Genomic DNA, 12375 nt, shown 5'->3' with positions numbered 1-12375 from the left:
ACATTTAATCCGCACAAGTCTGTCAGATGGCGGCGAAGCGTTTGTCCAGGTAATCGATGATCACCTTGGAGTCGTACATCCAGGTGGTCTGGCCATTCTCTTCGATACGCAGGCACGGCACCTTGATCTTGCCGCCTTGCTCCAGCAGGGTCTGGCGATCCTGCTCATTATTTTTCGCGTCCTTGAGCGCCACCGGCACGTTCAGGCGGTGCAGGGTGCGGCGGGTCTTCACGCAGAACGGGCAGGCGTGGAACTGATACAGGGTCAGACCCTTGGCCGCGTCGTTGACCTGCGCCTGCTGTTCGGCGGGGCGCTGCTTTTTACGTGGGCGGGTCAGGAAGTCGCCCGCGATGATGACGTGGCCGAGACCGACTCGAAGTGCTTTGACGAACATGGCTGAAAGCCTCTTGCCCATGAAGAAGGGGTCGCAGCTTACCTGAATTTTGTAAGCGAAAAAAAACCGGCGATGAACGCCGGTTTTTTCCTGCTCGGCCTGTTACTTGATCAGGCTGAGGAATTCGCTGCGGGTCGCCGCGTTTTCGCGGAACTCACCCAGCATCACCGAAGTGATCATCGACGAATTCTGCTTCTCCACACCGCGCATCATCATGCACATGTGCTTGGCCTCGATCACCACGGCCACGCCCAGGGCGCCGGTCACTTGCAGTACCGCGTCGGCGATCTGGCGGCTGAGGTTTTCCTGAATCTGCAGGCGGCGCGCGTACATGTCGACAATCCGCGCCACCTTCGACAGGCCCAGCACTTTGCCACTCGGGATATACGCAACATGGGCCTTGCCGATAAACGGCAGCAGGTGGTGTTCGCACAGCGAGTAGAGCTCGATGTCCTTGACCAGCACCATTTCGCTGTTGTCGGAGCTGAACAAGGCACCGTTGGTGACTTCTTCGAGTGTCTGTTCATAGCCGCGGCAGAGGTACTGCATCGCCTTGGCGGCGCGCTTTGGCGTGTCAAGCAGGCCCTCGCGGGAGACGTCCTCGCCGAGTTGGCCGAGGATCGCGGTGTAGTTTTGTTCCAATGTCACAGGACGGTTTCCGTATGGGTTTCAGAGCGGTACGGTGTGTGCCTGTACCAATGTGAAGCGTTGTTTCAGCGCGGATGACCCGTTGTGCGCTGACGATTGGCGCACATAGTAGCGTAGGTAGGTCGTCAGGTGTATTGCTGGGCGAAGCTGACGCTCAACACGAGCGCTGTAACCCAGAATTCGAGGCTTCCTCGGCTGTGGGTCTGTGACTACCTCGTTACGCTAACCTATGGTTTGTACGCGTGCCGCCTGTGAATATAAACATAGACGGCAATTGACATGAGTGCAGTTAAAAATGCCATGCATGCAGCGACTACAAAAGGCGCCGGGCGCCCGGCTGCGGCTATTAACGCCGTTCCTAAAGACGGTCCGGTGATAACGCATAAGATTTGGATGCTTCTGAAAGACATGGATATCCTTCCGATATTATCAGGCGGGCATAGCTGTTGAAGGATTATGTGTGAGGCTATTATTAGCATCTCATAGCCAAATCCGTTCACAAACCACACCACCGGATAGAGATGGTTTCTGCCGGGCACTTGGAAAAATACCAATACCGCAGTCAGTACTAATGCAATGGAAAAAATAATTAGTGCATTTGACCGAAGCAGGATCTCATTCATATCGTGTAATTTGAACTTTATCAGCAATGCCGCACATATCGCGCCTGCGGCGGTTGATGAAATGATTACTGAAAAACTGACGGGGGGCAAACCTTCATTGGCTAGAAAGGATGCCAAATGAGGGTCGTAAATTCCTAAAGCCAGCGAAGTGAGTAAAGAATACAAAAAGCCAATGCGCAGTTGAAAGGGCAAAGAATTAAATATAGAGAATCCTCTCAATATGTCACGATATAGCGAAAGAATTTTTGTAGAGGAATATTTAGGTTGTGTCTGGATCACTGAACAAATAGACATCAGGAGCGGAAGGCTTGCAAACATGGCCGCGGCCGACAAAAAGAATACATCCTTAGGTGACAGTATTACCGTTAACATGCCTGCAAGTAATGGCGCGAAAATTTTGGAAAATTGATCGGCGAGACTTGTGCAGCTGAAAAAAGATTTGCGTTCTTCAGCGATAATTAATTGCTGAACCGTAATGATGATCGAAGGGAAGTAAACCAGGTTGGAGACGCCTTTCAAAATGACAAAAAGCAAAAAAACCTGAAGGTTTGGAGAGAGTGCAAGCGCTACAGTAGATATTGCGCGAAGCAGAGAACCCAATACGAGTGTTTTCCTTACGTCATGTCGATCTATTAGTGTTCCTACGATAGGCCCTAGAAACAACATTGGAGCGCCCAAGCAAAATGCCAGGACAGCTATTGATGAAGGAGAGGCATTCCATAGATATACAGGTACAGTGAAAATCAGAAAAATATCAAGCCAAAGTGACAGGCTGGATAGTGCTTGTACGAAAATAAGTTTACTTGAAATATTTGTCATAACTATTGGGGCTTTAAAAAAGCTTGTCTTCAATTACGAATCCATCAAGCCTATTCTCAGTGGCGAAGCGGTGAAGGTCTCTCGGTTTATTTATGAAGCCACGACCGTTGAGATTGCGATGCACTTAAATCGTAGGGTGAGTTATTGTGGTTGTCAATTTGAATGTTTTTGCTCTTTGCTGTTTTTAATTGGGGTTTTGTGTTTTTTTTTTACTTGTAGGCTCTCGGATGATTCTGGATGGTTTTTCCTACATCTCACATCAGCGCTGGTTTTCAAAGCTACTTAGTTTATAAATGGCGCTGTAACATCCAGTTGCATAAAGTCGAAGGCTTCTTGTCTGCGTGGTACAAATACTTTCTTCGCAGGTAATAGGTGATCTCAATATGCCTGATGTGCGTACCGCAAGTTATGAAACTCTCGGTACTGGCGGTAACGCGTCGAAGATCAAGCCGATGTCGCTGGAAGCGATGTACCAGCAATATTTGAGAGGTGAGTTGAGCGCTAAGGTGAACCGTCAGCAAAGTCCGCAGCTGGGCGCTACAGGAGAAACTATGGGGTTGTTTGGGGGCACAGGTCTCGATACTGGATACAGCAAACTGGCTTGGTTGCGCGTCGTATACGGAGTTCGACGTAAGATGACGTGAGAGGACGGCGGAAGCGTAAATCCGCCTCCTACTCGATTTACTCGTCCCGCCCTTCCATCATCGTCCGCTTGAGCATCACATACACCGCCCCCGCGCCGCCGTGGCGGGCCTGGCAGGAGGTGAAGCCAAGTACCTGGGCATGCTGGCGCAGCCAGGTGTTGACGTGGCTCTTGATCATCGGTCGCTTGCCGTCCAGGCGCACGGCCTTGCCGTGGGTGACGCGCACGCAGCGGATTTCGAACTTGGTGGCTTCGGCGAGAAAGGCCCACAGGGTTTCCCGGGCTTTTTCCACAGTCATGCCGTGCAGGTCGAGGCTGCCTTCGAAGGGGATCTGGCCGGCCTTGAGTTTGCGCATCTGGCTTTCCTGCACGCCGTCGCGGGCCCACATCAGTTCGTCTTCGGGGCCGACGTCGATCACGAACTGGTCCGACAGGCCATCCACGGTGGTGGCGTCGGTGCGCACGGTCGCGGCCTGGCGCAGTTTGGCAATCTGTGCCCGGTCGGCCTTGGGTTTGCCGGTGTCGGCGCGGTCGTGCTTGATCGGCTTGACGCCGCGCAGCTCGTTTTTGAACAGGGAAAAGTCGTCGTCTTGCATGGTGGCCTCCGCGAAGGGCGGCAGTTTACCTAATTCGCGGCAGCCGGGCGCAGGAAACGCTATCCAGGCGCCATCAGTCGTGCTTTTTCATCAAGTGCGAAGCGATGTTCAGGGACAGCGGCTGGCGCATTTTCCGACGGCTACGTCGCCATAACCACACGCCTGTCCACAGCACCAACAGGCCGATCCCCAACAGGAGGGCCGAACCGCCCGGGCTTGCATTCAGCTCACCAAGGGCTGGCGAATGACCAAACAAACCGGCGCCACCAGCGCCAGCCAACAACAGACCTACAATCGCCAGCAGCGCGGCAATGCCTGCCACCAGGCGCAGACGCCAATTGCTCGGGCCCTTGGGGCGCAAGCGACGAGCGTCAAAACCATCGGATATCTTCATTCCGACCTTTCCTCCAGGGTATCGGCCCTTCGACCGGAAGATACACAGGTTGTTCCGGTAGCCGGGGCAAATGCGCCAAATGAGGTGGTTTTGTGGATGAGCGGAGCAATAAACATTGCCGCACCGCTCATCCGAAGGACGATCAGATCAGGTCTTTGGTTAGCGCGAGGGTGGCGAAGTTGTCGGCCATGATTGCCATTTCGGTCTGCTGCACGTGCTCGGCGCTCAGGATGCCGCCTTTGTAAGGCAGGTCGCGGGTGGCGCAGGCGTCTTCCACCAGGGTGCAGCGAAAGCCCAGGTTTTTGGCGGCGCGCACCGTGGTACTGACGCTGGAGTGGCTCATGAAGCCGCACACGATCAGGTCCAGGGAGCCGAGGTCCTGCAGGTGTTTTTCCAGGCCGGTGCCGTGGAAGGCGCTCGGCAGCAGCTTGCCGATGATGGTTTCGTCACGTTCAGGCTCAAGGCCGGGAATGAACTCGCCACGTTCGCCCTGGGGATCAAACAGGCCACCGACGGTGCCCAAGTGGCGCACATGCACGATCGGGCGTCCGGCGTTGCGCGCCGCAGCCACCAGTTGCTTGATATGGGCGACCGCCGCGTCCATGCCCGAAAGGGCGAGTGGGCCGCTGAGGTATTCCTTTTGGGCGTCGATGATCACGAGGGTCGCATGGGCAAGGTTGGCTGCTGCGTAACCGCGACCGCTGAGTTGAAACATCGTCTTTGGAACGGACATTCTGGGGCTCCTGTGAGGGGGGCTTTTGCGACATTGTCCACTGGCTGAGCGCTTCTGTGAATCGCTACTATCGTAAGGTACGCCGTTGCTGGCGTGCAGGCCTGTCAAGAGGTGGCCTCGTTTAAGCCAATGATGGCAATTAGGATGAAATCCGACGTGCGGCTAGGAGGTTTTCGTACGTCGTCGGTACAGGCGAAGGCTGTTAGAATCGCCAGTCGTTTTTTCCAGGAGTCTGCCCCCGTGATCACTTCCCGCCTGCGCACCTTGCGCGACCACATCCGTTGGGCTGTCAGCCGTTTCCACGGGGAAGACCTGTTTTTTGGCCATGGCACCGACAATGCCTGGGACGAAGCCCGGCAATTGGTGCTCGGTGCCGTGCACCTGCCGTGGGAAATTGCCGACAGCTATCTGGATTGCAACCTCGAAGAAGAGGAGATTTCCCACGTTCAACGTTTGCTGCACCGACGTATTCATGAGCGCGTGCCGACGGCTTACCTGTTAGGCGAGGCGTGGTTCTGCGGCATGTCGTTTATCGTCGATAAACGCGTGCTGATCCCGCGTTCACCGATTGGCGAGCTGATCGAAAACCGCTTCGAACCCTGGCTGGCCCAGCCGCCGGCACGCATTTTGGACCTGTGCACCGGCTCCGGCTGCATCGGCATCGCCTGCGCCTATGAGTTCCAGGACGCCGAAGTGGTGCTGGGCGACCTGTCCTTCGAGGCCCTTGAAGTGGCCAACCAGAACATCGAGCGCCATGGCGCGGATGAGCGCGTGTACACCGTGCAGGGTGACGGTTTCGGCGGTCTGCCGGGCCAGCGTTTCGACTTGATCGTGTCCAACCCGCCGTATGTGGATGCCGAAGATTTCGCCGACATGCCGGACGAATACCAGCACGAACCGGAACTGGGCCTGGCCTGCGGTGATGACGGCTTGAACCTGGTGCGCCGCATGCTTGCCGAAGCGGCGGACCATCTGACCGAGAAAGGTTTGCTGATTGTAGAAGTGGGCAACAGCCAGGTGCACGTCGAGGCACTGTACCCGGAGGTGGACTTCGCCTGGCTGGAGTTCCAGCGGGGAGGGCATGGGGTGTTCATGTTGACGGCCGAGCAGTGCCGCCAGCATCAGGCGCTGTTTGCCGCCCGGATCTGATGGCTGGCGCAGGCAAGCCAGCACCCATGATTAATCTGTGGTGTGTTGAAAAAATCACTCGCCAAGGCACCCCTCGGTCCCCCTAGAATGCCAGCTCCTTCATCGTTGGTCTTTTGGGGCGCTCATGCACATCTCTTCCGGCCGCTGGGTCTATGGTTTTTGCCTGACCCTGCTGACCGCGCTGCTCTGGGGTATTCTGCCGGTCAAGCTCAAACAGGTATTGCAGGTGATGGACCCGATCACCGTGACCTGGTTTCGCCTGACCGTGGCCGGCAGTTGCCTGTTTATTTACCTTGCGGCCACCCGGCGTTTGCCCAGTCGCAAGGTGCTCGGTCCCAGAGGTGGCTGGCTGGTGGCGATGGCCGTATGCGGCCTGGTGGGCAATTACGTCTTGTACCTGGTGGGCCTCAAAACCCTCAGCGCCGGCACCGCACAGTTGGTGATCCAGATGGGCCCCATCTTCCTGATGGTTGCCAGTGTCTTCGTGTTCAAGGAGCGTTTCAGCCTGGGGCAGGTGATCGGACTGGTGGTGCTGATCATTGGCTTTGGCCTGTTCTTCAACCAGCGCCTGGTCGAACTGCTGACTTCCTTCGGTGCCTACACCGCCGGCGTGCTCACCGTGCTGCTCGCCACGTCGGTCTGGGTGTTCTATGCCTTGGGCCAGAAGCAATTGCTCACGGTATGGAATTCGCTGCAAGTGATGATGGTGATCTACCTGAGCTGCGCCTTGTTGCTCACCCCGTGGGCGCATCCGCTGGAGGCGCTGCAACTGAGCCCGCTGCAAGGCTGGCTGCTGCTGGCATGCTGTATGAATACCCTGGTGGCCTACGGCGCGTTTGCCGAAGCGTTGGCCCATTGGGAGGCTTCGCGGGTGAGCGCGACCCTGGCCCTCACGCCCTTGGTGACCTTTGTCGCGGTGGCCTTGGCGGCCTGGTTGTGGCCGGATGACGTACAGGCCGAAGACATCAACGCGTTGGGGTATTTCGGCGCTTTTGTGGTGGTGTTGGGCTCGGCGGCCGTGGCGTTGGCGCCCTCGCTGCTCGCCGGGCTCAAGGCCCGGCGGCTGCGTGTGACGGCTTAGTTGCCCAGCATGTCCTGCGGGCGTACCCACTGATCGAATTGCTCGTCCGTGAGGTAGCCCAGCTCGAGTGCCGCGTCGCGTAGTGTCAGCCCTTCGGCGTAGGCTTTCTTGGCAATCTCTGCCGCTTTGTCGTAGCCGATATGCGGATTGAGTGCCGTCACCAGCATCAGCCCGCGCTCCAGATGCGCAGCCATTTGCTCGGCGTCGGGCTCAAGGCCGGCGATGCAGTGTTTCTGGAAGTTGTTGCAGCCGTCGGCCAGCAGGCGGATCGATTCCAGCAGGTTGTGGATGATCACCGGTTTGTACACGTTCAACTGCAAGTGGCCTTGGCTGGCGGCCATGCCGATGGTCACGTCGTTGCCCAGTACCTGGCAGGCCAGCATCGACAGCGCTTCGCACTGTGTGGGGTTGACCTTGCCCGGCATGATCGAGCTGCCGGGTTCGTTGGCCGGCAGCTTCACTTCCGCAAGGCCGGCGCGCGGGCCAGAGCCCAGCAAGCGCAAGTCATTGGCGATTTTCATCAGGGCCACAGCCAGGGTTTTCAGGGCGCCATGCAGCGTCACCAGCGGCTCGTGGCCGGAGAGGGCGGCGAATTTATTGGGAGCCGTCACAAAGGGCAGGCCGGAGAGGGCGGCCAACTCGGAGGCAATCGCCTCGCCAAAACCATGGGGCGCATTGAGCCCGGTGCCGACCGCCGTACCGCCCTGGGCCAGTTCACACACGGCGGGCAGGGCGCTGCGAATGGCGCGTTCGGCGTAATCGAGTTGGGCAATGAAGGCCGACACTTCCTGGCCGAAGGTGATCGGTGTCGCATCCATCATGTGGGTGCGTCCGGTCTTCACCAGCTTCATGTGCCGTGCGGCCAGCTCGGCCAAACCGCCGGACAGCGTGGCGATCGCCGGTAACAAGCGTTGATGCACCGCCTGCACGGCCGCGATGCTCATGGCCGTAGGGAAGCAATCATTGGAGCTTTGGGAGCGGTTCACATGGTCGTTGGGGTGTACCGGGCTCTTGCCGCCCCGTTCGTTGCCCGCCAACTCGTTGGCGCGGCCGGCGATCACCTCGTTGGCGTTCATGTTGCTCTGGGTGCCGCTGCCGGTCTGCCATACCACCAGTGGGAACTGGTCGTCGTGCTGGCCGTCGAGCACTTCGTCGGCGGCCTGTTCGATCAGGCGGGCGATGTCGGCGGGCAGGTCGCCATTACGGTCGTTGACCCGTGCGGCGGCCTTTTTGATCAGGGCCAGGGCGTGCAGCACCGCGAGCGGCATGCGTTGCTCACCAATGGCGAAATTCACCAGCGAGCGTTGGGTCTGGGCGCCCCAGTAAGCTTCGTCCGGGACTTCCACTTCTCCCAGGCTGTCGGTTTCGATACGGCTCATCGGGCACACTCCTTAATGTTCGTTTGCGCAGTTTAGGCCGTGATCGGCCAAGTGGGTTCCCTAAAAGACTTTTCATCGGGCAATCCGTGCCCGACAAGGCTCGGGGTTGAGCCGCAAGGTTTTTTAGGCGCAGAATGGGCGCCCTTGGGGTCTTACCTCGTCAGCTAGAAAGGAAACTCGATGACTCGTCTTCGTGCCATCTGTACCGCGGTTGCTCTGGTGTGCGCCAGCGGCCAGGTTTTTGCCGATACCGCCAGCCACAACGCCAGTGCCGAAGCCTTCCTGACCCTGGCCCATGCCGACAAGCTGGGTACCCCGGTGTACATGCAAGTGCAACAAATGTTCGCCCAGCGTTTCGAACAGACCAAGGCGCCTGCCGCCAAGCAGTCGGTACTCGACAGCTACCAGGCCAAGGCCAACGCCGCCCTGGACCAGGCCATCGGCTGGCCGAAGCTCAAGCCGGACATGGTCAAGCTCTACACCACCAACTTCAGCGAATCCGAGCTCAAGGACCTGGTTGCGTTCTACCAGTCGCCGCTGGGCAAGAAAGTCCTGGAAAAAATGCCGCAGCTGACCCAGCAATCGGCCCAGATGACCCAGGCCAAGCTGGAAAGCGCCGTGCCGGTGGTCAACAAACTGTTGGAAGACATGACCAACGAACTGGCGCCGAAAGCCGCCGCACCGGCCAAGAAGAAGTAAGCAGCAATGACCATGCAACAGCGTATCGAAACGGCACTCGCCGCCCTGGCCCCACAATACTTGAGCGTGCTGGATGAAAGCCACATGCACAGCCGCGGGTTGCAGACCCACTTCAAGGCCGTGCTGGTCAGCCAGCAGTTCGAGGGGCTCAACCGCGTCAAGCGTCACCAGACGGTCTACGCGACTTTGGGCGACCTGATGAGCGAGTTTCATGCGCTGGCGTTGCATACCTACACGCCCGAAGAATGGGCGAGAATCGACGCAGCCCCGGCTTCGCCGACCTGCGCCGGGGGACATTAAGCTCATGCACGGGTCTCAGCCGACGATTATTGGTTGAGGCCCTTGCAGCGCCCGTACATACCTGGATAGGCCCACTTTCCGGAGCATGATCCCTAGGCTTTTCTGACCATTGTGCAATTTGGGTCATGAAATGATGTCTAGCTCGCTCCATAAACATACCCCCTCCCTGACCGCTTTCGATCCGCGTGGGTTGACTGTGCGTAACGTCGACTACTACCGCGCCAACGCACAGGACGCAGCCCAAGCGCGCATCCAGCGTCAGGTCTATGACGGTCGCGGCTTGATGATCGAGCAGTGGGACCCGCGCCTGTATCAGTTGCAGCGCTCAGACCACGACACCCAAGCCACTCTACGAATAATCTACAGCCTTGGCGGGCAAGCCCTGCGCACCGATAGCGTGGACGCCGGCTGGCAGCTGATGCTGCGCGCAGAGTCCGGGCGAGTGCTCGAATCCTGGGACGCCCGTGGCGCGTATCGGCGTTATGAATTTGATGTTGTGCTGCGCCCCGTGGCGATCTACGAGCAGGCTGCCGATGAGCCCGCCCTGCGTTGTGTCGAACGCCTGGCCTATGCGCCATCCTCCTCCGAGGATGCCCGCTTGCAACGCTGTGGGCGGCTGGTGCGCCGTGATGATCCGGCGGGCACATTGCTGTATGAGGCCTATGGGGCACAGGGGCAGGTTGTGAAGCAAAGTCGACGGTTTCGCAAGGATCTACCGTTGCTCGACTGGCCGCAGCTTGAGGCGCAACGCGATGCTCAATTGGAGACCGAGCGCTTCGTCACTACTTGGCGGTACTCGGCGTCGGGGCAATTGTTGGAACAGGTCGATGCCAGGGGAAACCGCCAGCAACTGACTTATGGGCTAGATGCCCAGCTCAAGTCATGCGCTGTGTTGTTGGCCGATGGTCGACGTCAGGTGCTGGTGGATCATTGCAGCTACAACGCCAGCGGGCAGCTGTTGTTGGAGCGGTCTGGTAACGGCGTGACCGTTGCCGCGCACTACGCAGTGCGCGACGATCGGTTGACGGCACTGACGGTCTATCGTCAGGCGGACAAGGCCAAGCCGCTGCAATCCCTGAGCTATGAATATGATGCCGCGGGCAATGTGACGCGGGTCGAAGATAGTGCGCAGCTGGTTCAGTGGGGCCGTAACGCTCAAGTGCGAGCGGTCAGTACCTACGCGTACGACACGCTCTATCAGTTGGTTTGCGCGACGGGACGTGAAAGTGCGCAGTCGTCGATGGGGCCGGCGTTGCCCATCAGGGAAGTGTTCACGATGGAGGACGACAGTCGCTGGCGCAACTATAGCCAGCATTACATCTATGACGCGGGCGGGAATCTCAAGACGTTGCGGCACGTGCCGTCCACGGGCGCGGGGTACACCCGTCAAATGACTGTGGCCGGTTCCAGCAACCATGCCGTGTTGGCCGGTGACGGGCCCGCCGTTCCCGGCCTGGGTGGAGGTTTTGACGCCGCGGGCAATCAGCTTGAGTTGGCGAAGGGGCAGCCAATGGTCTGGAACGTCCGGGGGCAATTGGTGCGTGTCACCCAGGTGGTGCGCAGCGACGATGACGACGATGACGAGTCCTACGTTTATGATGGCAGCGGCCAACGTGTACTCAAGCGGCGAAGGATGCGCAGCCGGATAAGCACACACATACAGGAGGTGCGTTACTTGCCCGGCCTGGAGATCCGCAGCAACACGGCCACCGGCGAACGTTTGAGTGTGGTGACGGCCTTGGCTGGCCGCAGCCCCGCGCGCCTCTTGCAGTGGGAGCAGGGCCGCCCCGACACGGTTGCGGACATTCAGGTGCGTTTCTGCGTGTCGGACCACTTGGGGAGTTGTTCACTGGAGCTTGATCAGGCCGCACGGTTGATCAGCCAGGAGGTTTTTTATCCGTTTGGCGGTACGGCGTGGTGGGCATCGGCAACCGCCGTTGAGGCGACGTACAAGACGATTCGTTACTCTGGAAAAGAGCGCGATGCCAGTGGCCTTTATTACTACGGTTTGAGGTATTACGCACCCTGGTTGCAGCGCTGGATCAGCCCGGACCCGATGGGGGATGTGGACGGCTTGAATCGGTATGCGATGGTCAAGGGCAATCCATTGCGCTTCAGGGATGACGATGGCGGGCAGGCGACGTTTGGCGAGCTATTCCAGCCAAATCGAGGCGATATACTGTTTGGCCTGGCCGAGACGGTTGGAAGTTACCGCAGTTTCTGGTCGAAATTGAGCGAGCGTGGAGACGCGATGGTGGCCTATTTCTCCGGTGCGCAGTTGCAGCGATGGACGGCAGGGTTGGTGTCTCCCGTGCGTGCTTTCTCAAGCTTTCGCGCAGAGGCGCCAGACTGGTTCGCGGGCCTGGAGCACGAACCGGGAGAACTACCCGAGATACGACGTATCAAGGCGCAGCTCATCGAGAAAATATCCGTCGGTGTCCAGCCGTTCTATGAGGGGATTGTTTCGAGGTACTCAGGCTGTTTGGCAACGGCGTGCAATCAGCAGTTCGCGAGGCAATTTGTCAGTGATCTCAAGGCAGGAAATTATTCCGCCGAGGCGACTGCCAGCGAATATATTGGTGAAGGTTTACTCGGCATCCAGCAAAAAATGATCACTCGAAGCAGCAAGTCGGCTCTGCAAACCCTGATGAGTCCACAGAGCCCGGCGGTGGTGCATTTTGCCCTCGACGAGCTGGACATACCGAGCGTGGTCAGCAAATCGCGCCGTTCCACCACGGCCTCGGAGTTACGCTGGCTCTATCGGCATCGAACGCAACTGGCCGGCAAGGTGGTTTTCTATCGCGGTCAAATCAAGGTCGACGCGCCGTGGGAAACCCATCCTGTCCAGTGGCGTCATTACCGGCCAAAAAGCGCCGCCCGCACTATGCGGACAAGGACGCGTTGATTCATCCAACCA

General features: G+C 58.4%; 12 protein-coding genes and 1 pseudogene. 6 read left to right on the top strand and 7 right to left on the bottom strand.

Features of this window, described 5'->3' with window-relative positions; all coding sequences use genetic code 11:
- Positions 1–22 precede the first annotated feature (22 nt).
- The 3 genes from PSH66_RS20555 to PSH66_RS20545 form a co-directional block, all read right to left on the bottom strand.
- On the bottom strand, positions 23–394 hold the full coding sequence (locus tag PSH66_RS20555; protein WP_003175230.1) for a glutathione S-transferase N-terminal domain-containing protein: 372 nt from the start codon (positions 392–394) through the stop codon (positions 23–25).
- A gap of 102 nt (positions 395–496) precedes the next feature.
- On the bottom strand, positions 497–1042 hold the full coding sequence (gene folE, locus PSH66_RS20550; RefSeq protein WP_003175229.1) for a GTP cyclohydrolase I FolE: 546 nt from the start codon (positions 1040–1042) through the stop codon (positions 497–499).
- A gap of 227 nt (positions 1043–1269) precedes the next feature.
- A complete protein-coding gene (locus PSH66_RS20545) occupies positions 1270–2517 on the bottom strand; it encodes an MFS transporter (RefSeq protein ID WP_305427566.1) in 1248 nt (415 codons plus the stop codon).
- Between the two features lie 350 nt (positions 2518–2867).
- Between PSH66_RS20545 and PSH66_RS20540 the strand changes: the two are divergent.
- A pseudogene (locus PSH66_RS20540) lies at positions 2868–2996 on the top strand (fructose-1,6-bisphosphate aldolase); the annotation flags it as partial.
- A gap of 169 nt (positions 2997–3165) precedes the next feature.
- Here PSH66_RS20540 and PSH66_RS20535 read toward each other — a convergent pair.
- The 3 genes from PSH66_RS20535 to PSH66_RS20525 form a co-directional block, all read right to left on the bottom strand.
- Positions 3166–3723: a Smr/MutS family protein gene (locus tag PSH66_RS20535; RefSeq protein ID WP_003175227.1), complete on the bottom strand. Its 558-nt coding sequence runs from the start codon at positions 3721–3723 to the stop codon at positions 3166–3168.
- A gap of 73 nt (positions 3724–3796) precedes the next feature.
- Positions 3797–4117: a hypothetical protein gene (locus tag PSH66_RS20530; protein ID WP_003175226.1), complete on the bottom strand. Its 321-nt coding sequence runs from the start codon at positions 4115–4117 to the stop codon at positions 3797–3799.
- Between the two features lie 142 nt (positions 4118–4259).
- A complete protein-coding gene (locus tag PSH66_RS20525) occupies positions 4260–4850 on the bottom strand; it encodes a cysteine hydrolase family protein (RefSeq protein WP_003175225.1) in 591 nt (196 codons plus the stop codon).
- Between the two features lie 240 nt (positions 4851–5090).
- Between PSH66_RS20525 and prmB the strand changes: the two genes are divergently transcribed.
- Complete coding sequence (prmB, locus tag PSH66_RS20520) at positions 5091–5999, top strand: 50S ribosomal protein L3 N(5)-glutamine methyltransferase (RefSeq protein ID WP_042945067.1); 909 nt, start codon at positions 5091–5093, stop codon at positions 5997–5999.
- Between the two features lie 124 nt (positions 6000–6123).
- On the top strand, positions 6124–7080 hold the full coding sequence (locus PSH66_RS20515; RefSeq protein ID WP_003175223.1) for a DMT family transporter: 957 nt from the start codon (positions 6124–6126) through the stop codon (positions 7078–7080).
- On the opposite strand, the gene PSH66_RS20510 is transcribed toward PSH66_RS20515, so the two are convergent.
- Entirely contained in the window at positions 7077–8459 is a 1383-nt protein-coding gene (locus tag PSH66_RS20510) for a class II fumarate hydratase (protein WP_305427565.1), read from the bottom strand. The genes PSH66_RS20515 and PSH66_RS20510 overlap by 4 nt on opposite strands.
- Positions 8460–8639: 180 nt before the next feature.
- Between PSH66_RS20510 and PSH66_RS20505 the strand changes: the two genes are divergently transcribed.
- From PSH66_RS20505 to PSH66_RS20495, 3 genes are all read left to right on the top strand, one after another.
- A complete protein-coding gene (locus PSH66_RS20505; RefSeq protein WP_003175221.1) occupies positions 8640–9158 on the top strand; it encodes a DUF2059 domain-containing protein in 519 nt (172 codons plus the stop codon).
- 6 nt (positions 9159–9164) lie between these two features.
- Positions 9165–9458, top strand: a complete 294-nt coding sequence (locus PSH66_RS20500) for a BolA family transcriptional regulator (RefSeq protein WP_042945066.1) — start codon at positions 9165–9167, stop codon at positions 9456–9458.
- A gap of 196 nt (positions 9459–9654) precedes the next feature.
- Positions 9655–12363, top strand: a complete 2709-nt coding sequence (locus tag PSH66_RS20495) for an RHS repeat-associated core domain-containing protein (protein WP_305427564.1) — start codon at positions 9655–9657, stop codon at positions 12361–12363.
- The last annotated feature ends 12 nt before the right edge of the window (positions 12364–12375 follow it).

Origin of the sequence: Pseudomonas sp. FP597 (assembly GCF_030687435.1) — a bacterium.
In the GTDB taxonomy this organism is placed as follows: domain Bacteria; phylum Pseudomonadota; class Gammaproteobacteria; order Pseudomonadales; family Pseudomonadaceae; genus Aquipseudomonas; species Aquipseudomonas lactucae.
This window is presented reverse-complemented; position numbering and strand designations above follow the sequence as displayed.